At 71.2% G+C, this 21,629-nt stretch carries 21 protein-coding genes; 13 read left to right on the top strand and 8 right to left on the bottom strand.

The genetic code is table 11. The features are described 5' to 3' along the window. Positions 1-5 precede the first annotated feature (5 nt). Positions 6-881, bottom strand: coding sequence for a sulfurtransferase (locus ACWEOH_RS10630; RefSeq protein WP_452030722.1), 876 nt, complete (start codon positions 879-881; stop codon positions 6-8). After that, positions 881-2,101 carry an AAA family ATPase gene (locus ACWEOH_RS10625; protein WP_452030720.1) on the bottom strand — a complete coding sequence of 407 codons (1,221 nt, stop codon included), beginning with the start codon at positions 2,099-2,101 and terminating at the stop codon, positions 881-883. The genes ACWEOH_RS10630 and ACWEOH_RS10625 overlap by 1 nt, the downstream gene beginning before the upstream one ends. Positions 2,102-2,218: 117 nt before the next feature. On the opposite strand from ACWEOH_RS10625, the gene ACWEOH_RS10620 reads away from it, so the two are divergent. From ACWEOH_RS10620 to ACWEOH_RS10575, 10 genes are all read left to right on the top strand, one after another. Further along, entirely contained in the window at positions 2,219-5,299 is a 3,081-nt protein-coding gene (locus ACWEOH_RS10620; RefSeq protein WP_452030718.1) for a Na+/H+ antiporter subunit A, read from the top strand. Continuing rightward, entirely contained in the window at positions 5,296-5,814 is a 519-nt protein-coding gene (locus ACWEOH_RS10615; protein WP_452030716.1) for a Na(+)/H(+) antiporter subunit C, read from the top strand. Before ACWEOH_RS10620 ends, ACWEOH_RS10615 begins: the two co-directional genes overlap by 4 nt. Further along, positions 5,811-7,397, top strand: coding sequence for a Na+/H+ antiporter subunit D (locus tag ACWEOH_RS10610; RefSeq protein WP_452030714.1), 1,587 nt, complete (start codon positions 5,811-5,813; stop codon positions 7,395-7,397). The genes ACWEOH_RS10615 and ACWEOH_RS10610 overlap by 4 nt, the downstream gene beginning before the upstream one ends. Next, entirely contained in the window at positions 7,394-8,053 is a 660-nt protein-coding gene (locus tag ACWEOH_RS10605) for a Na+/H+ antiporter subunit E (protein ID WP_452030712.1), read from the top strand. The genes ACWEOH_RS10610 and ACWEOH_RS10605 overlap by 4 nt, the downstream gene beginning before the upstream one ends. Beyond that, positions 8,050-8,322, top strand: coding sequence for a monovalent cation/H+ antiporter complex subunit F (locus ACWEOH_RS10600; protein WP_452030710.1), 273 nt, complete (start codon positions 8,050-8,052; stop codon positions 8,320-8,322). Before ACWEOH_RS10605 ends, ACWEOH_RS10600 begins: the two co-directional genes overlap by 4 nt. Next, entirely contained in the window at positions 8,319-8,678 is a 360-nt protein-coding gene (mnhG, locus tag ACWEOH_RS10595) for a monovalent cation/H(+) antiporter subunit G (RefSeq protein ID WP_452030708.1), read from the top strand. Before ACWEOH_RS10600 ends, mnhG begins: the two co-directional genes overlap by 4 nt. A 129-nt stretch (positions 8,679-8,807) precedes the next feature. Next, positions 8,808-11,090: an ATP-binding protein gene (locus ACWEOH_RS10590; RefSeq protein ID WP_452030706.1), complete on the top strand. Its 2,283-nt coding sequence runs from the start codon at positions 8,808-8,810 to the stop codon at positions 11,088-11,090. Next, positions 11,087-11,479 (top strand): response regulator, encoded by a 393-nt coding sequence (locus tag ACWEOH_RS10585; protein ID WP_452030704.1) that lies wholly within the window; start codon positions 11,087-11,089, stop codon positions 11,477-11,479. The genes ACWEOH_RS10590 and ACWEOH_RS10585 overlap by 4 nt, the downstream gene beginning before the upstream one ends. Beyond that, positions 11,469-12,605, top strand: a complete 1,137-nt coding sequence (locus tag ACWEOH_RS10580; RefSeq protein WP_452030703.1) for an adenylate/guanylate cyclase domain-containing protein — start codon at positions 11,469-11,471, stop codon at positions 12,603-12,605. The genes ACWEOH_RS10585 and ACWEOH_RS10580 overlap by 11 nt, the downstream gene beginning before the upstream one ends. Continuing rightward, entirely contained in the window at positions 12,602-14,200 is a 1,599-nt protein-coding gene (locus ACWEOH_RS10575; RefSeq protein ID WP_452030701.1) for a peptide ligase PGM1-related protein, read from the top strand. The genes ACWEOH_RS10580 and ACWEOH_RS10575 overlap by 4 nt, the downstream gene beginning before the upstream one ends. A 16-nt stretch (positions 14,201-14,216) precedes the next feature. On the opposite strand, the gene ACWEOH_RS10570 is transcribed toward ACWEOH_RS10575, so the two are convergent. The 6 genes from ACWEOH_RS10570 to paaA form a co-directional block, all read right to left on the bottom strand. Beyond that, the gene (locus ACWEOH_RS10570; RefSeq protein ID WP_452030699.1) at positions 14,217-15,002 is read right to left on the bottom strand and encodes an enoyl-CoA hydratase/isomerase family protein; all 786 of its coding nucleotides are present in this window, start codon (positions 15,000-15,002) and stop codon (positions 14,217-14,219) included. Positions 15,003-15,064: 62 nt separating this feature from the next. After that, positions 15,065-16,291: a 1,2-phenylacetyl-CoA epoxidase subunit PaaE gene (gene paaE / locus ACWEOH_RS10565; protein ID WP_452030697.1), complete on the bottom strand. Its 1,227-nt coding sequence runs from the start codon at positions 16,289-16,291 to the stop codon at positions 15,065-15,067. Continuing rightward, a complete protein-coding gene (paaD, locus tag ACWEOH_RS10560; protein WP_452030696.1) occupies positions 16,291-16,773 on the bottom strand; it encodes a 1,2-phenylacetyl-CoA epoxidase subunit PaaD in 483 nt (160 codons plus the stop codon). Before paaD ends, paaE begins: the two co-directional genes overlap by 1 nt. Positions 16,774-16,856: 83 nt before the next feature. Next, positions 16,857-17,711 carry a 1,2-phenylacetyl-CoA epoxidase subunit PaaC gene (gene paaC / locus ACWEOH_RS10555; RefSeq protein WP_452030695.1) on the bottom strand — a complete coding sequence of 285 codons (855 nt, stop codon included), beginning with the start codon at positions 17,709-17,711 and terminating at the stop codon, positions 16,857-16,859. Further along, positions 17,708-18,013, bottom strand: a complete 306-nt coding sequence (paaB, locus tag ACWEOH_RS10550; RefSeq protein WP_452030693.1) for a 1,2-phenylacetyl-CoA epoxidase subunit PaaB — start codon at positions 18,011-18,013, stop codon at positions 17,708-17,710. Before paaB ends, paaC begins: the two co-directional genes overlap by 4 nt. Further along, positions 18,013-18,996, bottom strand: coding sequence for a 1,2-phenylacetyl-CoA epoxidase subunit PaaA (gene paaA, locus ACWEOH_RS10545; RefSeq protein ID WP_452030691.1), 984 nt, complete (start codon positions 18,994-18,996; stop codon positions 18,013-18,015). The genes paaB and paaA overlap by 1 nt, the downstream gene beginning before the upstream one ends. A 138-nt stretch (positions 18,997-19,134) precedes the next feature. On the opposite strand from paaA, the gene paaI reads away from it, so the two are divergent. The 3 genes from paaI to ACWEOH_RS10530 all read left to right on the top strand — a co-directional run bounded on the left by paaI (position 19,135) and on the right by ACWEOH_RS10530 (position 21,578). Continuing rightward, on the top strand, positions 19,135-19,569 hold the full coding sequence (paaI, locus tag ACWEOH_RS10540) for a hydroxyphenylacetyl-CoA thioesterase PaaI (RefSeq protein WP_148733395.1): 435 nt from the start codon (positions 19,135-19,137) through the stop codon (positions 19,567-19,569). A 94-nt stretch (positions 19,570-19,663) separates the two neighbouring features. Then, on the top strand, positions 19,664-20,917 hold the full coding sequence (paaK, locus tag ACWEOH_RS10535; RefSeq protein WP_452031910.1) for a phenylacetate--CoA ligase PaaK: 1,254 nt from the start codon (positions 19,664-19,666) through the stop codon (positions 20,915-20,917). Positions 20,918-20,948: 31 nt separating this feature from the next. Then, entirely contained in the window at positions 20,949-21,578 is a 630-nt protein-coding gene (locus ACWEOH_RS10530; RefSeq protein WP_452030689.1) for a TetR/AcrR family transcriptional regulator, read from the top strand. The last annotated feature ends 51 nt before the right edge of the window (positions 21,579-21,629 follow it).

Below are 21,629 nucleotides of genomic sequence, written 5' to 3'. Positions count from 1 at the left end.
GAGCATCAGTCCGTGGCACCGCCGGGCTCGGCACCCGTCGCGACGGGGCGCCCGGGCTCGTTCGACCACTGGCTCCACGACCCGGGGAAGAGCGCGGCGTCGACACCCGCGAGCGCGAGCGCCGCGACCTGGTGCGCCGCGGTGATGCCCGAGCCGCAGTAGGTCGCCGTCGATGTGTCCGGCTGGATGCCGAGCGCGGCATACTTCGCTCGCAGCTCCTCGGGCGCGAGGAAGCGCCCGTCGGCGTCCAGGTTCTCCGCGGTCGGCAGGGAGAGCGCACCGGGCACGTGGCCGGCCCGCGGGTCGATGGGCTCGACCTCACCGCGGTAGCGTGCGCCCGCTCGCGAGTCGAGCACGACCCCGGTCGCGGGCAGCACGGCCACGCCGTCGGCGTCGATCACGCGCATCGCACCGAAGTGCGCGGTGGCGTCGCCCCGTTCCACGGCCGTCGGTCCCTGTTCGAGCGGATGCCCCGCCGCGATCCAGGCGCCGAGCCCGCCGTCGAGCATCCGCACGTCGCCGAACCCGGCGTGGCGCAGCAGCCACCACGCCCGCGCCGCGGACTGGTTGCCGAGGTCGTCCATCACCACGGCGGTGTCGCCGTCGCGCAATCCCCAGGCACGCATGGCCTCGGTGAACGCCGCCTCCGACGGCAGCGGATGCCGCCCGCGCCCCTCGACCGAATGGTCGGCGAGCTCGTGGTCGAGGTCGACGTAGACGGCCCCGGGGACATGCCCGTCGAGGAATGCAGGACGACCGTCGGGCACGGTGAGCGACCACCGCACGTCGAGTACGACCGTGCGGGTGTCGGCTTTCCCGGCCCGCTCGTCGTCGAGGCGCCGGGCGAGGTCGTCGACGGTGATGAGGATCGGCAGGGTCATCAGTCGTCCCTCCGCTTGCGCTTCTGGATCTCGGGCACGTGGAGCTCGGGGACGGCCCGCAGCATGAAGGCGTCGAAGTCGGGAACGGTGAACGCGGCGTATCCGTGCTCGGGCGTGTACAGGAGGCCCATGTCGATCAGCTCGGCCCGGGTCGGCCCGACCTGGGTCGATTCGCGACCCATGACCCTCGCGACATCCGATGCCTTCTGCGGCTTGGAGCCGAGCTCGGCCATCGCACGCAGGTAGGAGGTCTGCAGCGGCGTGGCCCGATCGAGTCGCACCCGGAAGAACGAGCCGTCGAGCTTGGCCTCGTACGCCTCGCGGGCGGTCGCCACGTCGGCGCGACGGACGCGGTGCTCGGTCGCGACGCCCCAGACCTGGTAGCCGAGCTCCTGGATGAAGTACGGGTACCCCTGGGTGATGCGGATCGCGAGCTGCACCGCGTCGTCGTCGAAGGTCACGCCCTCGACGAGGGCGGGCTCGACCAGGGCCTTCGCCGCGTCCTCGTCGTCGAGCGACCCGACCGTCGGGAACGTGAACAGCCGTTCCGCGTAGCTCTTCGCGTCGCCGGCCAGCTCCGCGATCTGGGGCAGGCCCGCGCCGACGAAGGTGATGGGCAGCCGGCGCTGCACGGTCTTGTGCACGGCCTGGATGAGCGCCTCGAGCTGGCTCCGCCCGAGGAACTGGACCTCGTCGATGAGGAGGGCGACGCCGCGTTCCTGCTCCTCGGCCGCCTCTCCCAGGGCGACGAACACGTCGGTCAGGTCCATCGAGAGATCGCCGTGGTCGCCGGCGCCCTCCGCAGCGGGCACGTCCCAGGAGACGCTGAACGTGCCCTTCTGGTCGACGGAGACCGCGAAGGCGCTCAGCACCTCCGCTGCGCGTCTGGCGCGATCCGTCCATCGCGCCCGCGGCGAGAGCCGGAGCAGGGCGGCCTTGAGCTGCGAGAACATCGCCTGGCGGAAGCGCGTGTCGTCGTGCTTGCTCGCCTCGAGCTCGACCACCTCCCAGCCCGCACGACGCGCGATCTCGCCGAACTTGCCGAGGAGGACGGTCTTGCCGACGCCCCGGAGCCCCGTGATGATCATCGACTGCTCGGTGCGACTCCGCTCGAGGCGCTGGAGCAGCACGGTGAAGGCCTCGAGGAGGTCGTCGCGGCCGACCACGATCTCTGGAGCGGCCCCGGCGTTGGGCGTGTACGGATTGCTGACGGCGTCCACGACCCGTAGCTTAGGAGGTTTTGCACGCTTTATGAAGCACCGATAAAGCGACCTAAACAATCGTCGAACTCCGATAGACTGCTCGGACGGGATGTTGCGCGAGTGCTGGGAGGTCGGATGATCACCAGCCTCGTCGCCTTCGGCGTCGTCGCCCTCCTAACGCCGCTCGCCACGAGGCTCCTGGGCCGGCGCATCTTCCCGATCATCGCCCTCGTCCCCGCCGCCGTCTTCGTCCTGCTGCTCGCCTGGCTGCCCGGCGTCGTCGCGGGCCGTCCGGTCGTCGAGGTCGTGCCCTGGATCCCGCAGCTCGGCATCGCGCTGTCCTTCCGACTCGACGCGCTCGCGCTCCTGCTCGCCCTCATCGTCACGGGCGTGGGCGCGCTCGTCCTGCTCTACTGCACGCACTACTTCCGCGACGACGAGCCCGCCCTCGGCCGGTTCGCGGCGCTCCTCCTCGCCTTCGCGGGCGTGATGCTCGGCCTCGTCACCGCCGACGACGTGTTCCTGCTCTTCGTCTTCTGGGAGGCGACGAGCGTGCTCTCGTACCTCCTCATCGGCCACTACACCGGCCGCAAGGAGAGCCGCGGTGCCGCCCTGCAGGCGCTCACCGTGACGACCTTCGGCGGCCTCGCCATGCTCGTCGGCCTCGTGCTGCTCGTGGTCGCGGGCGGCACGACCTCGCTCTCCGAGCTCATCGCGAACCCGGTGACCGGCGCGGCCGGCGAGTGGGGCATCGCCCTCGTGCTCGTCGGCGCGATCTCCAAGAGCGCGCTCGTGCCGTTCCACTTCTGGCTCCCCGCGGCCATGGCCGCTCCCACGCCGGTGTCGGCGTACCTGCACGCCGCGGCGATGGTGAAGGCGGGCGTGTACCTGGTCGCGCGCATGGCCCCCGGGTACGCCGACCTCGACGTGTGGCATCCGATCGTCATCGGGCTCGGCGTGCTCACGATGCTCGTCGGCGGCTGGCGCGCGCTGCGCCAGTACGACCTCAAGCTCCTGCTCGCGTACGGCACGGTGAGCCAGCTCGGCTTCCTCGTGCTCGTCACCGGGTACGGCACGCGCGACGCGGCCCTCGCGGGCGTCGCGCTGCTGCTCGCGCACGCGCTCTTCAAGGCAGCCCTGTTCCTCGTGGTCGGCATCGTCGACCACGCCGCCGGCACGCGCGACTGGCGCAAGCTCTCCGGTCTCGGTCGACGGATGCCCGTGATCGCGACCATCGCGATCGTCGCCGCGGCGTCGATGGCGGGCCTGCCGCCGCTGCTCGGATTCGTCGCGAAGGAGGCCGTGTTCACGGCGTTCCTCGAGGCCGCGGCCGCCGGCGAGTCGTGGGCGTGGGTCGCCCTCGTCGGCGCGTTCCTCGGCTCGGTGCTCACCGTCGCGTACTCGGTGCGCTTCGTGTGGGGCGCGTTCTGGACGCGCCCCGACCTCGAGCCGACGCCCCTGCACGCGGAGTCGCCGCTCATCGGCCTGGCCCCCGGCATCCTGTCGGCGGCGAGCCTCGTCGCGGCCTTCGCGATCCCGGCGATCGAGCCGCTCCTCGCCGCCTACGCGGATGAGCTGCCCGGCCCGGACGACTACCACCTCGCGCTGTGGCACGGACTCGAGCCCGCGCTCTGGATCTCGCTCGCCGTGTTCGCGCTCGGCGCGCTGCTCGTCTGGGGTCGCGTGCGCGTCGCCAGACTGCAGGCGGCCGTCACCCCGATGGTCGACTCGGCGCGCGGCTACCTCGGCATCGTCTCCGTCGTCGACCGCGTCGCCGCGGCCGTGACGACCGCGATCCAGCACCGCGGGCTGCCCGGCTACCTCGCGATCATCGTGACGGTGTTCATCGGCGGGCTCGGCGCGGCATCCGTCATGAACACGACCTGGCCCGACGGCATCCGGCTCTGGGACTACCCGGCGCAGCCGTTCCTCGCGTTCGTCATGGCCATCGCGGGCCTGGCGGCCGCCACGGTGAGGCAGCGGATGACGGCGGTGCTGCTCGTGAGCGTCACGGGCTACGGGCTCGTGCTGCTGTTCGGCATGTCAGGCGCGCCCGACCTCGCGCTCACGCAGGCGCTCGTCGAGACGATCGTGCTCGTGGTGTTCGTGCTCGTACTGCGCCGCCTTCCCCGGCAGATCGCGCAGCGCAACCCGCCCGTGCACAAGGTCGCGCGCGGCATCATCGGGGCGCTCGCCGGGATCGTGATGGGCGTCATCGGCCTGGTCGCGCTGGGCGCCCGCATCGAGCCGACCATCGCCGAGGGGCTGCCGGCGCTCGCGATCGAGGCGCACGGCGAGAACATCGTGAACGTCATGCTCGTCGACATCCGCGCCTGGGACACGCTCGGCGAGATCTCGGTGCTGGTCGCGGTCGCCACGGGCGTCGCGAGCCTCATCTTCGTCTCGGGCCGAACGGGCGGCGCACCGCGGCTCGACTTGGCCGAGCTCGACGTGCCCGTCGACCGGCGGCAGCGCCTGCGGCCGGTGCCAGAGCCCGCGTCGAGCATCCGCGCCCCGCGCACGAGCCTCGCCGACACCGAGGGCGAGACGGATGCCGCGGCCGAGGCCGCATCGACCCGGCAGACCTGGCTCCTCGCCGGCCGCACGCTGTCGCCGCGCAACCGCTCGATCCTCATCGAGGTGCTCGTGCGGCTGCTGTTCCACCCCGCGATCATCGTGTCGGTCTACCTGCTGTTCGTCGGCCACAACGCGCCGGGCGGCGGCTTCGCGGGCGGACTGCTCGCCGGCCTCGCCCTCGTCGCGCGCTACCTCGCCGGCGGGCGGTACGAGCTCGGCGAGGCGGCCCCGGTCGACGCCGGGCGCCTGCTCGGCACGGGCCTGCTGCTCGCGGCGGGCACGGCGGCCGGCTCGCTCACCTTCGGCACCGCCCCGCTCGAGTCGGCCTGGTTCGAGGCCGACCTGCCCATCATCGGCACCATCTCGATCGGCACCTCCACGCTGTTCGACATCGGCGTCTACCTCGTGGTCGTCGGGCTCGTGCTCGACATCCTCCGCTCGCTCGGCGGCGAGGTCGACCGGCAGGAGGAGCTGGCCGGCGACGAGAGCGAGGAGGGCGGCGACCTCGATCGCGGCGGCGCGGCGGCCGGCGCCGACCTCGAGCAGGGCGAGGGCCCCGAGCTCGCCGAGCGCCCCGAGCACGTCGATGCCGAACTCGAGACCCCGCTCACCACGGCGCCCGAGGAGGCCCGCCGATGACCGCCTCGCTCACGCTCGTGGTGCTCATGGCCGTGCTGTTCGGCGCGGGCATCTCGATCATGCTCGAGCGCAGCCTCACGCGAGTGCTCATCGGCTTCCTGCTCGTCGGCAACTCGGTGAACATCCTCATCTACCTCATGAGCGGCGCGCCGGGCCTCGCGCCCATCCTCGGCGAGGGCGTCGACCCCGACGAGATCTCCGACCCGCTGCCGCAGGCCTTCGTGCTGACGGCGATCGTCATCAACCTCGGCATCACCGCGTTCATGCTCGCGCTCATCTACCGGTCGTGGTGGCTCGCCCAGCTCGGCACGAAGGGCGACCTCATCGACGACGAGGAGGAGGACGTGCAGGACGCCGAGGAGGCCGCCGACCTCATCCGCAGCTCCGCGGCCGACGACGCGGCCATCCAGGAGATCATCGACGCGAGCGACGAGGAGCCCGACGAGGCCCTCGAGGAGGAACTCGAGCTCGAGGCATCCGCTCGCGACCGCAACGACGGAGGTGGTGACCGATGACCGCCGTGCTCGTGCCGCTCGTCGTGCTGCTGCCCCTGCTCGGAGCCGCGACCGCGCTCATCCTCGGCCGCCACCGCCGAGCGCAGATGGCCGTGAGCGCGACCGTGCTCGGCGGCGTCGTGGTGATCGCCGCGGTGCTGCTCGGCGCCGTCGACGCGGGCGAGCCGACCGTCGTCTCGGTCGGGGCATGGCCGGCGCCCTACGGCATCGTGCTGGTCGTCGACCGCCTGTCGGCTATCATGCTGCTCATCTCGGCGATCGTGCTGCTCGTCGTGCTCGTGTACGCCGTCGGGCAGGGCGTGGCCGACCGCCACCGCGAGACGCCGGTGTCGATCTTCCACCCGAGCTACCTCATCCTGTCGGCGGGCGTGTTCAACGCGTTCATCGCCGGCGACCTGTTCAACCTCTACGTCGGGTTCGAGATCCTGCTCTCGGCGAGCTACGTGCTGCTCACGCTCGGCGGCACGGGCGAGCGCATCCGCGCGGGCGTCACGTACATCATCGTGAGCCTCGTCTCGTCGCTGTTCTTCCTCTCGGCGATCGCGCTCATCTACGGCGCGACCGGCACGGTGAACATCGCGCAGCTCTCGGTGCGGCTCGCGGAGCTCCCCGACGGCGTGCAGCTCATCCTGCACCTGCTGCTGCTCATCGCGTTCGGCATCAAGGCCGCGGTCTTCCCGCTGTCGTTCTGGCTCCCCGACTCATACCCGACCGCGCCCGCTCCGGTCACCGCCGTGTTCGCCGGCCTGCTCACGAAGGTCGGCGTCTACGCGATCATCCGCACCGAGACCGTGATCTTCACCGAGAGCGACCTCACGCTGCTGCTCATGGTGGTCGGCGGGCTGACGATGCTCATCGGCATCCTCGGCGCGCTCACGCAGGCCGACATCAAGCGACTCCTGTCGTTCACGCTCGTGAGCCACATCGGCTACATGATCTTCGGCATCGCCGTGGGCACGCAGCTCGGCCTCGCGTCGACGATCTACTACGTCGTGCACCACATCACCGTGCAGACGACGCTGTTCCTCACCACCGGACTCATCGAGCGCTTCGGCGGCGCGACCTCCATCAACCGGCTCGCCGGGCTGCTGAAGGCGTCGCCGCTGCTCGCGGTCCTGTTCTTCATCCCGGCGCTGAACCTCGGCGGCATCCCGCCGTTCTCGGGCTTCCTCGGCAAGGCGGGCCTGTTCCTGGCCGGGGCCGAGCAGGCGGGCGCACCGGATGCCGCGGGCACGGCGTGGCTCACCTGGGCCGTGATCGGCGCGGGCGCCGCCACCTCGCTCATCACGCTCTACGCCCTGACGCGGTTCTGGAACATGGCGTTCTGGCGCGGACGCGACGAGCTCGAGGGCTACGAGTCGGCGCTGCTCGGATCGGTGCAGGAGGCGCCAGAGGGCGCGACCGTCACCGCGACGCGCACCACGCCCAAGCTCATGGTCGCGGCGACGACGACGCTCGCCGTGGTCACGGTCCTGCTCACGGTGTTCGCCGGTCCGCTCTTCGAGCTCACCGACCGCGCGTCGCTCGACCTCGTGAACCCCGAGGCGTACGTCTCGCTCGTGTTCCCGGGAGGCATCCGATGACCCGGCCCGAGCTCGAGGTGTCGCGCTGGCGCTCGGTGTGGCGGCAGCTGCCGCTGCTCATCGGGCTCGTCGCGCTCTGGCTCTTCCTCTGGGACCACGTCGACACGCTCACGGTCGTCACGGGCGTCGTCCTGGCGATCGCCGTCACGCGCGTGCTCTACCTGCCGCCCGTGCTGCTGAGCGGCCGATTCAACCCGTGGCGCGGCCTCCTGCTGGGCCTGCGCATGATCTTCGACGTCGTCGTCGCGTCGCTGCAGGTCGCCTTCCTCGCCCTGAACCCGCGCTGGAAGCCGATGAACTCGATCATCGCCGTGCAGCTGCTCACCCGCTCCGACCTGGTCACCACGCTCACCGCCGAGGCGATCTCGGTCGTGCCGGGCACCGTCGTCGTCGACATCGACCGCGAGCGAGGCCTGCTCTACCTGCACGCGCTGGGCACGCGCACCGAGGCCGACATCGAGCGCACCAAGCGCGGCGTGCTCGGCACCGAGGAGCGCATCGTGCTCGCGATCGGCACGCACGCGCAGGCGGTCGCGGTGCGCGAGGCGCAGCGCGCGCGGCGGACTGGACTGCAGGCGTCCGAGCCGACGCCCGAGGAGCTGCGCGAGGTCGACCCCCACGAGACCGCGGACCACACGAAGGAGGACCCACGATGACCTTCCTCACGTTCGTCAGCATCGTCGCGGGCGTCATGTTCGGCATCGGCGCGCTCGCGGCCGTGTACCGCATCATCCGCGGGCCGTCGATCCTCGACCGGGCGCTCGCGACCGACGTGCTGCTGGCGATCGCGATCTGCGCGCTCGGCGCGGAGATGGCGATCAACAAGCACACCGACACCCTCGTGGTGATGCTCATCCTCGCGATGTTCGCGGTCGTCGGGTCGATCTCCATCGCCCGGTTCATGGCGAAGCAGGATGCCTCGTGAGCGCCGCCGAGATCGTGGTCGGCGTGCTCATCCTGGTGAGCGCCTTCCTCTCCATGGCGGCCGGCATCGGCATCGTGCGGTTCCCCGACGTGCTCACCCGCCTGCACGCCGCGACGAAGCCGCAGGTGCTGGGACTCGCCGCCGTGCTGGTCGCGATCCTCCTGCAGGTGCCGACGTGGGGCGTGCTCACGACCATCGTGCTCGTCATGACGTTCCAGCTGCTCACGCAGCCGATGACCGCGCACATGCTCGGACGGTCGGCGTACCGCACCGACCACGTGCGCCGCGACCTGCTCATCGAGGACGACCTCGGCCGCGACATCGAGGAGCACGACCAGGAGGACGCGAGCCGCTGACGCGTCGCCGACCTCGACCGATTCCTCGCTGTCACGCGAACGAGGTGATTGCAGCCCCCGTTCCGGCGGGTGGAGAATACGGCTGAAGTCGCGTTCGTGCGAACTCTCTCCAGAGAAGGAGAGGACATCATGAGCGAGCGGGGTCGCAGCAGCATCAGCGAGGAGGACTTCGAACGCCTCCAGCGCGACTACACCGACGCCACCGAGCAGTTCGCGGCGACGAACGAGGTGCTCACCGCGCTCGGCAGATCCTCCTCCGACCCCGATGCGGTGCTCGACACGGTCGTGGAGAGCGCGCGACGCCTGTGCCGGTGCGAAGCGGCGCAGGTCTACCTGATCGAGGGCGACTACTTCGTCCTCTCGTCGTCGGTGGGACTCTCCGACGAGTTCGTCGACTACGTGGAGACGCACCCGCTGCAGCGCGACCGCCGCACCCTGATCGGCCGGGTGACGCTCGATCGCGAGGTGCAGCAGATCGCCGATGTGCTGAGCGACCCGCAGTACGGCCGCCAGGACGTGCAGCAGATCGGCGGCTTCCGGACGCTCATCTCGGCGCCGATGCTCCTCGACGGCGAGGTCGTCGGCGCGCTCTCGCTGTGGCGCACCGAGGTCGCCCCGTTCGACAAGCGAGCCATCGCCCTGCTCGAGGCGTTCGCGGCGCAGGCCGCCGTCGTCGTGCGCAACGTGCACCTGGTGCGCGCCCTCGAGGCTCGCGGCGCCGAGCTCGCCCGGCGGATCGAGCAGCTCGAGGCGCTCAGCGAGGTCGGCGCGGCCGTGAGCTCGAGCCTCGTGCTCGACGAGGTGCTCTCGAACATCATCATGAACGCCGTGCGGTTCGCCGGCTGCGACGGCGGCTCCATCATGGAGTACATCCCCGAGGACCGGAGCTTCTCGGTGCGGAGCGCCTACGCGTCGAGCGCCGAGCTCCTGCGCAAGCTCCGCGGCATCCGCATCGACGTCGAGACCACGCTCGTCGGCCGCGCGGCGCTCGAGGGCCACCCGATGTCGGTCGCGGACCTCGACACCGTCGAGCTCGACCCGCACCTGCAGCTCCTGCACGACGACGGCTGGCGGTCGGTGCTCACCGTGCCGGTGCTCCGCGGCGCGCAGATCATCGGCGCGCTCGTCGTGCGCCGCAAGCGCACGGGCGGGTTCTCGAACGAGACGATCGAGTTCCTCGAGACGTTCGCGAGCCAGTCGGCGCTCGCGGTCTGGAACGCGCGGCTCTTCCGCGAGCTCGAGACGAAGACCGCCGAGCTCGAGGTCGTGAGCCAGCACAAGTCCGAGTTCCTCGCGAGCATGTCGCACGAGCTCCGCACGCCGCTCAACGCGGTGATCGGCTTCTCGGAGGTGCTGCTGGAGCGGATGTTCGGCGAGCTCAACGACCGCCAGGACGAGTACCTCCGAGACATCCTGAGCTCGGGCCGGCACTTGCTCAACCTGCTCAACGACATCCTCGACCTCTCGAAGGTCGAGGCGGGGCGGATGGAGCTCGCGCCGTCGACGTTCTCGGTGTCGTCGGCCATGGAGTACGGCATCTCGATGGTGCGCGAGCGCGCGGCGATGCACGGGCTGACGCTGACCCTCGAGGTCGACCCGACCGTCGACGTGATCGACTCCGACGAGCTGCGCGTCAAGCAGGTGCTCCTCAACCTGCTGAGCAACGCGGTGAAGTTCACCCCCGACGGCGGCCGCATCGCGGTGGTCGCCCGTCGCGACGGCGACGAGCTCGCCGTGACCGTGACCGACGACGGCGACGGCATCCCCGCCGAGGACCGCGAGCGCATCTTCGAGTCGTTCCAGCAGGGCGGACGCGGCACGCAGCGCGAGGAGGGGACCGGCCTCGGCCTCACGCTGTGCCGGCGCATCGTCTCGCTGCTCGGCGGTCGGATGTGGCTCGAGTCGGAGGTCGGGCGCGGCAGCACGTTCGGCTTCACCCTCCCCCTCGACGGACCCGTCGTCGAGACCGCACCCCCGTCCGCCGACCACGCGAACCTCCCGGTCGTGGTCGTGATCGACGACGACCGCGCGTCGCTCGACCTCATGACCGCGTACCTCGACGGGCTCGGGGTGCAGGTGGTGCACGCGCGCGATGGCGAGGAGGGCCTCGAGCTGATCCGGGTCCATGGGCCGGCCGCGGTGGTGCTCGACATCCGGATGCCGGGACTCGACGGCTGGCAGGTGCTCACGCGCGTGCGCGAGGACGAGGCGATGAGCGCGGTCCCCGTGATCATCGTGTCGATCCTCGACGAGCGCTCGCGCGGCATCACCCTCGGCGCGTCGGACTACCTCGTGAAGCCCGTCGGCCGCGAGGAGCTCGTCGGTGCGCTCCGGCGGGTCGGCGCGGTGCACTCGGGTTCGCTCTCGGGGCGCGACGGGCGACCTGCGCAGGCGCCGGAGGAGACGGGATGATGCCCGGACGACGCATCCTCGTCGTCGAGGACAACCCGCTGAACCTCAAGCTCGTGCGCGACGTGCTAACGGCCTTCGAGTACGACGTGGTCGAGGCGCACAGCGGCGAGGAGGGCGTGGAGCTCGCGGGCACCTGCTCGCCCGACCTCGTGCTCATGGACCTGCAGCTGCCCGGCATCGACGGGTACGAGGCGCTGCGCCTCCTGCGGCAGGATCCCCGGCTCGGCTCGGTGCCCGTGGTTGCGGTCACCGCGTTCGCCATGCAGGAGGACCGGGAGCGCACCGCCCGCGAGGGCTTCGACGGGTACCTCGGCAAGCCCATCAGCGTGCGGGCGCTGCCCGCTCAGGTGGACGCCTTCCTGCACAACGGACGGACCGATGGCCAGTGACGAGGTCACCATCCTCGCGGTGGACGACCTGCCCCAGAACCTCCGGCTGCTCGACGCGGTCCTGAGCCCGCGCGGCTACCGGGTGCTCACGGCGTCCTCGGGAGAGGAGGCGCTCGCGATGCTGCCGACGGCCGGCGCCGACCTCGTGCTGCTCGACATCGTGATGCCCGGCCTCGACGGCTACGAGGTGTGCCGCCGCATCCGGGCCAGCGAGGCGTTCGCCTACCTGCCGGTCGTGATGATCACGGCGAGCGGCGAGCAGGAGAAGGTCCGTGCCATCGAAGCCGGCGCCGACGACTTCGTGAGCAAGCCGTTCGACCAGGGCGAGCTCCTCGCCCGCGTCGCGTCGCTCGCCCGCATCAAGCGCTACCACGACACCATCGAGCGGCAGGCCGAGGAGCTCGCGGCGTGGAACGTCGAGCTCGAGGCCCGCGTGGACGCGCAGGTCGCCGAGCTCGAGCGCGTCAACCGACTCCGCCGCTTCCTGTCGCCGCAACTCGTCGACGTCGTGCTCGATTCGGGCGAGGAGGGCGTGCTCGCCAGCCACCGGCGCGAGATCGTCGTGGTGTTCTGCGACCTCAGGGGCTTCACCTCGTTCGCCGAGGCGAGCGAGCCCGAGGAGGTCATGGGCGTGCTCGCCGAGTACCACCACGCGCTCGGCGAGCTGATCTACCGGTTCGAGGGCACGCTCGAGCGGTTCACGGGCGACGGGCTCATGGTGTTCTTCAACGACCCGCTCCCGGTCGACGATCCGGCAGAGCGGGCGGTGGCGATGGCGGTCGCCATGCGCGAGCGCGTCGCCGAGCTCGCCCACGGATGGAGCCGTCGGGGCAACGACCTCGGCTTCGGCATCGGGATCGCCCAGGGCTACGCGACCCTCGGCCGCATCGGCTTCGAGGGGCGCTTCGACTACGCCGCGATCGGCAGCGTCACGAACCTGGCCGCCCGGCTGTGCGCCGTGGCGGAGGCCGGGCAGATCCTCGTCGCCCAGCGCGTGTACTCGGCGGCCGAGGGACTGGCCACGGGCGAGCCGGTCGGCGAGCTCGACCTGCGCGGCTTCAGCCGGCCGGTGCGGGCGTTCGCCATCACGGGCATCGACGAGCCGAAGGCGGAGGTGGGGACATGACCACGGTGGATGACGCGACGAGGGCCGACCCGACGACGACGACGCTCTCCGAGCTGGACGAGGACGCCCGGAACCTGCGCTTCGATCGGCTGCAGGGCCGGATGCCGTCGGTGTGGGACGCGATGCGACTGGGGCTCGAGGACGAGTCCGTCGTCGTCATCCCGTCGGTGACGTTGAGCCGGGCGGTCCCGGGGAGCGGCAGCGGCAGCATGGGGCAGGCGTTCGAGGAGCGGTTCCTCTTCCTGCTGCTCCTGCTCCGCCAGCCGCGGCTCCGCATGATCTACGTCTCGTCGATGCCCATCGACCCGCGGATCATCGAGTACTACCTCGCGCTCCTGCCGGGCGTCATCCCGAGCCATGCGCACGCCCGGCTCACGATGGTTTCGGTGGGCGACGCGTCGCCGCGACCGCTCAGCGTGAAGCTGCTCGAGCGCCCGAGGCTGCTCGAGAAGATCGCGGGTCTCATCCCGAACCGCGGCCGCAGCCACCTCATCCCGTACAACACGACCGAGCTCGAGCGCGACCTCGCGCTCACGCTCGGCATCCCGATGTACGGCTCCGACCCCCGGCTGGCCGACCTCGGCACCAAGACCGGATGCCGTCGGCTCTTCGGCGAGGTCGGCGTGCCGTATCCGCTCGGTGCCGAGGACCTGCACGGCCTCGACGAGGTGGTCGACGCGATCGGCGGGCTGCTCGACGCGCGGCCGACCATCGGCCAGGTCATCGTGAAGCTCAACGACGGCGTCTCGGGAGCCGGCAACGCGCTCGTCGACCTCGGCGGCGTCGGCGGGCTGCCGGCGTCGGAGCGGCGCTCGGCGATCGCCGAGCGCGTCGACGGCATGCAGCTCGAGGCGCAGGACGTGCCGTTCCCGGCCTACGTGGCGAAGCTCGAGTCCGACGGCGGCATCGTCGAGGAGCGCATCGTGGGCGAGGAGCTGCTGAGCCCGAGCGTGCAGCTGCGCTCGCTGCCCGACGGCACGGTCGAGCTCCTGTCGACGCACGACCAGCTGCTCGGCGGGGCGAGCGGGCAGAGCTACCTGGGCTGCGTCTTCCCGGCCGATCCGGCCTACTCGCGCCTCATCAGCGAGCCGGCGACCGCGATCGGCGAGCGGCTGGCCGCCGCGGGCGTGCTCGGGCGGTTCGCGGTCGACTTCGTCACGATGCGGGATGCCGCGGGCGGATGGTCGGCGTACGCGATCGAGCTCAACCTCCGCAAGGGCGGCACGACGCACCCGTTCCTCACCCTGCAGTTCCTGACCGACGGACGGTACGACGCGGAGACGGGCCGGTTCCTCACGCCCGAGGGCGCCGAGAAGCACCTCGTGGCCACCGACCACCTCGAGGGCGAGGAGCTGCGCGCGCTCTCGATCGGCGACCTGTTCGACGTGGTCGCGCGGCACGGCCTGCACTTCGACCAGTCGCGACAGACCGGGATCGTGTTCCACATGATCAGCTCGATCACCGAGCACGGCCGCGTGGGCATGACCGCCGTCGGCGACACCCCCGACCAGGCGATGGAGCTCTACGAGCGAGCGGGCCGCGTGCTGTTCGAGGAGGCCCGGCTCGCCGGGCAGGAGCGACCGCTCCTCGAGTGATCGCCGCGAACGGGGCTCAGCCGCGGCCGGTGAACTCCGGCCTGCGCTTCTGCTGGAACGCCGCGAAGCCCTCGCGATAGTCGTCGGTGTCGCACAGGGCCGCCTGCGCCCGGTTCTCCTGGTCCATCGACTGCCAGAGCCCGAGGCGGTCGTCGCGCAGCGACGCGATGAGCGACTTCGACGCCACGAACGCCTGGGTGGCCCCGGATGCCGCGGCGCGGGCCGCTGCGCGGGTGGCATCCGTCACGTCGTCGGCGGGGAACACCTGCGAGAACAGGCCCGCGGCGACCGCCTCGGTGCCCGACATGAGCCGGCCCGTGACGATGAGGTCCATGGTCCTGTGCGCGCCGAGCCGTTCGAAGAACAGCGCGTGGCCGCCCGAGTCGAGGGTCGCCCCGAGGTTGGCGAACGGCGAGCCGATCTTCGCGGTGTCGGCGACGTACACGATGTCGCTCGCGATGAGCAGTCCGAGCCCGACACCGAGGCACGCGCCGTGCGCGACGGCGAACGTGGGAGCCGGGAAGGATGCCATGCGCTCGAGCAGCGGCTGCACGCGCCCGCCGAGGTACCCGATCACGTCGTCATCGCGCGGGTCGACGCCCGAGATGTCGCGGCCGGCGCAGAACGCGCGACCCTCGCCGCGCAGCACGAGCGCCCGCACGTCGCCCGCCTCGGCCGCGCGCTCGGCCGACGCGTACGCCTCGGTCAGCTCGGCGAGCGCCGCGACGTCGAGCGCGTTGAGCTTCTCGGGGGCGTTCAGCACGACCTCCGCCACGCCGTCGGCAACGCTGAGTTCGATCATGATGCTCCTTCGTGGGGGCGCGGCCCGACGTCGGTGTCGGGCCCGCTCGCAGGGTACCGGGGTCAGACGTCGTAGTCGACGACCACGCGGTCGGACTTCGGGTGCGACTGGCAGGTGAGCACGTAGCCGCGCTCCAGCTCGTCGGGCTCCAGGGCGTAGTTCTCGGTCATGTTCACGCTGCCCTCGACGAGGCGAGCCCGGCACGTGCCGCACACGCCGCCCGCGCACGCGAACGGCACGTCGGGACGCACGCGCAGCGCAGCGTTGAGGATCGACTCGTTCGCCGACACGGGGCTCTCGACCGTCGAGGACTGCCCGTCGAGCGTGAACTCGATCGCGACGGTCTCCTCGCCCTGCTTCACCTCGACGGGGCGCCCGTGCCGCGGCTCGACGCGGTCGGCGTCGGTCGTGAACAATTCGTAGCGCACGTGGTCGACCGGCACGCCCTTCGCCGCGAGGGTGTCGCGGGCGAGCTGCACGAGCTCGAACGGCCCGCAGAGGAACCACTCATCGACCGTCTCGGGCCGGATGAGCACGTCGAGCATCGTGCCGAGCTTCTCCGCGTCGATGCGGCCCGACAGGAGCGGCGCCGTGCGCTGCTCGCGCGAGAGCACGTGGTGCACGGCAAGTCGCGACGGGTAGCGGTCCTTCAGCTCGGCGAGCTCCTCGAGGAACATCACGTCGAGCGTCGAGCGGTTCGTGTAGACGAGCTCGAACTCCGCCGTCGCCGAGCGCGAGAGCACGGTGTGCGCGAGCGCCATGAGCGGCGTGATGCCGCTGCCGGCGGCGATGCCGACGATGTGCTTGCCGTCGAGGGCGTCGAGCGTCGAGGTGAACGTGCCCTGCGGGCTCATCACGTCGAGCGTGTCGCCCGCCTGCAGCTCGGAGTTCGCCCACGACGAGAAGATGCCGCCGAGGTCGCGCTTGATGGCGACCGAGATGCTGCCGCGCTCGGGCGGCCGGCAGATCGAGTAGCTCCGGCGGCGTTCGTGCCCGTCGAGCTCCTTGCGGAGCGCGACGTACTGGCCGGGCAGGTAGGTGTAGTCGTCGGCGAGCTCCTCGGGCACCGTGAAGGTCACCTCGACGGCGTCGGCCGTGAGCGGCCGCACCTCGGCGACCGCGAGCTCGTGGAACCGCGCGCGATGGCGCTTCGCGAGGTGTTCGCCGCCGACCGTGGAGGCGAGGAACGCCTCGGCGACGGAGGCGTCCGCGGGCTGCGCGGTGCTCGGGGCGGGGGCGGTCGACGTGCCGAATCCGAGTCCCGTCGACCCCAGGTTGCGCGCGGCCATCAGAGCACCTTGAAGTAGTCGAAGGGCTCGAGGCAGTCGCGGCACTCGTAGAGCGCCTTGCACGACGTCGAGCCGAAGCGGGCGAGCTCGCGGGTGTTCAGCGAGTCGCATCGCGGGCACTTCACCGCGAGCTGCAGGCGCACGGGGCCCTGCTTCGCGGCGGCTTGCCCGGTCGGCGCCTGGATGCCGTAGCGGCGCAGCTTCTCCTTGCCGGCGTCGCTCATCCAGTCGGTCGTCCACGCGGGCGCGAGCACGAGGTCGACCTGCACCTCGTCGTAGCCGGCGTGGGTGAGCGCCACGAGCACGTCGTCGCGCATCGCGTCGAGCGCGGGGCATCCGCTGTACGTGGGGGTCAGCTGCACGCGCACGGCGCCGTCGTCGCCGACCTCGACCGAGCGCAGCACGCCGAGGTCCTCGATCGTGAGCACGGGGATCTCGGGGTCGGTCACGGTGGCGGCGACCTCCCAGGCGCGTCGGGCCATCGGGTCGCTCGGCATCGGCCGGGCGACGGACTGCGTCTCGATACGCGTCGCCTGCGGCGTCGCTACTCGACGAACGACCGCGCTCACCACGACGCCCCCGGGTGCTGGCGGGCGAGCACCTGCATCTCCGCGAGCAGCGGACCGAGGTGCTCGGTGTGGCTGCCGGAGCGCCCGCGGCCGGCGGCGATGAACGCCGTGCGCCCGGTCGGCGGCTCGAGCTCGGCCTCGGCGAGCACCGCGGCGATGACCTCGTCGAACCGGTCGCGCAGCGTCGACGGCAGCACAGCCACCCCGGCGGCGGCGAGGCGCTCGGTGAGCTCGTCGTCCTCGAAGAGCTCGTCGAGGTAGGGCCAGGTGTCGGCGATCGCCACGATCATGCGGCGACGCGACTCGTCGGTGCCGTGCGCGAGGCGGAGCGTCCACTGCACGGCGTGGTCGCGGTGGTAGTCGACCTCCTTGGCCGCCTTCGCCGCGATCGCCGCGAGGGTCGGGTCGGTCGACGCCGAGAGCTCGCCGTAGAGCTCGAGCAGGTAGGTCGACACCACGAGCTGCCGTGCGATCGTGTGCGCGAAGTCGCCGTTCGGCTGCTCGAAGATCCACGCGTTGCGCCACTCCGGCTCGTCGCGCCAGTAGGCGAGGTCGTCTTCGCTGCGGCCGGTTGCGCTGCCCGCGTAGTGCAGCAGCGACCGGGCGTGGCCGATGAGGTCGAGGCCGATGTTGCCGAGCGCCACGTCCTCCTCGAGCTCGGGCGCGCGGGTGATCCACATGCCGAGCTGCTGGGCGAGCACGAGGGCGTCGTCGCCGAGCCGCATCGCGTACTCCGCGGCATCCGCCGACGCGACCGCGCCGTGGCCCTCGGCGCCGGCGCCCGCGAGCTCCTCGACGAGCTCGACCTGGTCGACGGAGACGTCGCCGTGCGCGTCCTGGTGGTCGCTCACAGGTGCTTCACCCCCTCGGACTTCGTGTAGTACACCGCGTGGCGGTAGTTCTTGCCGGCCGGGCTCTCGAAGAACGCGCCCTTCGCGTCGGGGTCGCTCGTGGTGATCGCATCGGCGGGCACGACCCAGATCGAGATGCCCTCGTTGCGGCGCGTGTAGAGGTCGCGCGCGTTGCGCACGGCCATGTCGGCGTCGGGCGCGTGCAGCGACCCGACGTGCACGTGGCTGAGGCCGCGGTTGGCCCGCACGAAGACCTCCCAGAGGGGCCAGGCCTCGGTGCCCGTCTCACCGGGAGTCGACATCACGCCACCGCCTTCTCGCGCTCGGCCTGCTTGCGGGCGTACTCGGCGGCCGCCTCGCGCACCCAGGCACCGTCTTCGTGGGCCTCGCGCCGGCGGCGCAGGCGCTCGGCGTTGGCCGGGCCGCGGCCGGCGAGCACCTCGTGGAACTCGTCCCAGTCGATCTCGCTCATGTCGTACCGCCCGGCCTCCTCGTTCCACGCCAGGTTCGGATCGGGCAGCGTCACGCCGAGCACCTCGGCCTGCGGCACGAGCATGCCGACGAAGCGCTGCCGCAGGTCGTCGTTCGAGAAGCGCTTGATGTTCCACGCCATCGACTGCGCCGAGTTCGGCGACTCGTCGTCGGGCGGGCCGAACATCATGAGGCTCGGCCAGTACCAGCGGTTCACGGCGTCCTGCGCCATCTCGCGCTGCGCCTCGGTGCCCTGCATGAGCTCGAGGAGGATCTCGAAGCCCTGCCGCTGGTGGAACGACTCCTCCTTGCAGATGCGCACCATCGCGCGGCCGTACGGACCGTAGGACGCACGGCACAGCGGCACCTGGTTGCAGATCGCCGCGCCGTCGACGAGCCACCCGATGGCGCCCATGTCGGCCCAGGTCGGCGTCGTGTAGTTGAAGATCGACGAGTAGCGCGCCCGGCCCTCGATGAGCTGGAGCATCATCTCCTCGCGCGAAATGCCGAGCGTCTGCGCCGCCGAGTAGAGGTAGAGCCCGTGGCCCGCCTCGTCCTGCACCTTGGCCATGAGGATCGCCTTCCGCTTCAGGCTCGGCGCGCGCGTGATCCAGTTCGACTCGGGCTGCATGCCGATGATCTCGGAGTGCGCGTGCTGGCTGATCTGGCGGATGAGCGTCTTGCGGTACGCCTCGGGCATCCAGTCGCGCGGCTCGATGCGCGAGTCCTTGGCGATGAGGTCGTCGAACAGCGCCTGGGCGGCCTCGTCGTGCTCCTCACGACTGGCGACGCTGAGGTCTGCGGGTGCGGTCATCGTCGACTCCTGTGTTCTGGCGGAATCCGGGCCGGGCAGGTACGCCGAGGCATCCGGTATTACTAACCGATCGTTCAGTTAGTATATAGTCATCTTCAGCGCCGCAGCAACGGCGCGCAACTCGACGAGGAGCAGCGCATGACGGATGCCACGACCGACGCCATGACGGATGCCGCGAGCCGGGCGAATCGCGCCATGATGGACCGCGACCTCGCGTCCGCCGCCCTCGGCATGGTCGTCGAGCGCGACGACCCCGGTCACGCGGTCGTGTCCATGCGCGTGCGCGAGGACATGACGAACGGCTTCCACATCACCCACGGGGGCCTCGTCTTCACCCTGGCCGACACGGCCTTCGCCATCGCCTGCAACGAGGACGACACCGTCACCGTCGCGGCGGGCGCCGACATCACGTTCCTGAAGTCCACTCGCGCGGGGCAGACCCTCACCGCGACCGCCGTCCGCCGCACCCGGTCGGGCCGCACCGGACTCTACGACGTCACGGTCGTCGACGAGCACGGCGACGCGGTCGCCGAGTTCCGCGGCCGATCCATCTCCACGAACCGAACGATCTGAACCCTCGGAGCCACCCGTGTCGACGACGACCATCTCCCCCAGCATCTCGGGCCTCGAGCCCGTGCCCGCCGCCGACCTCGACCCCGAGGAGCGGATGTCCCGCGCCGAGATCGAGGCGCTCCAGCTCGAGCGGCTGCAGCAGACCGTGCGGCACGCCTACGAGCACGTGCCGCTCTACACGCGCAAGTTCGACGAGGCCGGCGTGCACCCCGACGACATCCGTTCGCTGGCGGATGTCGCGAAGCTGCCGTTCACGACGAAGGCCGACCTGCGCGAGACCTACCCCTTCGGCATGTTCGCCGTGCCCATGGAGCGGGTCGCGCGCATCCACGCGTCGAGCGGCACCACCGGTCGGCCGACCGTGGTCGGCTACACCGCCGGCGACCTCGACCGCTGGGCGACGCTCGTGGCGCGCTCGCTGCGGGCCAGCGGCATCCGACCCGGCATGAAGGTGCACAACGCCTACGGCTACGGCCTCTTCACCGGCGGCCTCGGCGCCCACGCGGGCATCGAGAAGCTCGGCGCGACCGTCATCCCGATGTCGGGCGGCCAGACCGCGCGCCAGGTGCAGCTCATCCAGGACTTCGAGCCCGACGCGATCCTCTGCACGCCGAGCTACCTGCTCACGATCGCCGACGCGATGGTCGAGCAGGGCATCGACCCGCGCTCGACCTCGCTGAAGGTCGCCGTGCTCGGCGCCGAGCCGTGGACGAACGAGATGCGCCACGAGCTCGAGCAGCGGCTCGGCCTCGACGCGCTCGACATCTACGGACTCAGCGAGGTCATGGGACCGGGCGTCGGCAACGAGTGCCTCGAGACGAAGGACGGCCCCCACCTCTGGGAGGACCACTTCCTGCCCGAGATCATCGACGGCGACACCGGCGCGGTGCTGGCCGACGGCGAGCTCGGCGAGCTCGTGTTCACCTCGCTCACCAAGGAGGCGTTCCCGGTCATCCGGTACCGCACGCGCGACCTCACGCGCCTGCTGCCCGGCACCGCCCGCCCCGGCATGCGCCGCATGGAGAAGATCACGGGTCGCAACGACGACATGATCATCCTGCGCGGCGTGAACCTGTTCCCCACGCAGATCGAGGAGCTCGTGCTCGGCATCGAGCAGCTCACGCCGCACTTCGTGCTCGAGCTCTCGAAGGAGGGCCGCATGGACGCGCTGAAGGTGCGGATCGAGCGGCATCCCGACCTCTCGGTCGAGACGTGCGAGGCCGCCGCGGTCGTGCTCGCGCAGCGCATCAAGGTGCACGTCGGCTCGACCGTCGCCGTGCAGCTCGAGGAGCCCGGCGCACTGCCGCGCAGCGAGGGCAAGTACAAGCGGGTCTACGACCTGCGCTGATCGCGACGCATCCGATGGGAGACTGGGGGCGATGTCAGAGAACGGAAGCCTCCGACGGGGACGCCCCGGCTACGACCAGCAGGGCATCCTCGACGTCGCCGTCGCCGCGTTCAACCAGTACGGCTACGACGCGACGTCGATGGGCGTGCTCGCCGACCGGCTCGGCCTGTCGAAGTCCGCGATCTACCACCACTTCGCGTCGAAGGACGAGATCCTCGACCGCGCCCTCGACACGGCGCTCGGCGCGCTCGAGGGGGTCCTCGAGCAATCGGATGCCGCGCACGGCCGCGCCGCCGACCGGCTCGACCACGTGCTGCGCGGCGCCGTGCACGTGCTCGTCGAGAAGCTGCCCTACGTGACGCTGCTGCTGCGCGTCCGCGGCAACACCGAGGTGGAGCGACGCGCGCTCGCCCGCCGGCGCGCGTTCGACAAGCGGGTCACGGCGCTCGTGTCCGAGGCGCAGGCCGAGGGCTCGCTGCGCAGCGACATCGACGTGCGCGTCGTGGAGCGGCTGCTCTTCGGCATGATCAACTCGATCGTCGAGTGGTACCGGCCGGGCGGCGCCGAGGACGCCGACCGCCTCGCCGACGACGTCATCGCGATCGCGCTCGACGGGCTGCGCATGCCGACGTCGAACCGGGTGGAGGAGCTGCTCGGCTGAGTCCGGGGCGAGGCCTTCCGGCGGAGGTCCCGCCGGGGTGGAGGGGAACAC

Source organism: Agromyces sp. NPDC004153 (assembly GCF_053603635.1).
This window is presented reverse-complemented; position numbering and strand designations above follow the sequence as displayed.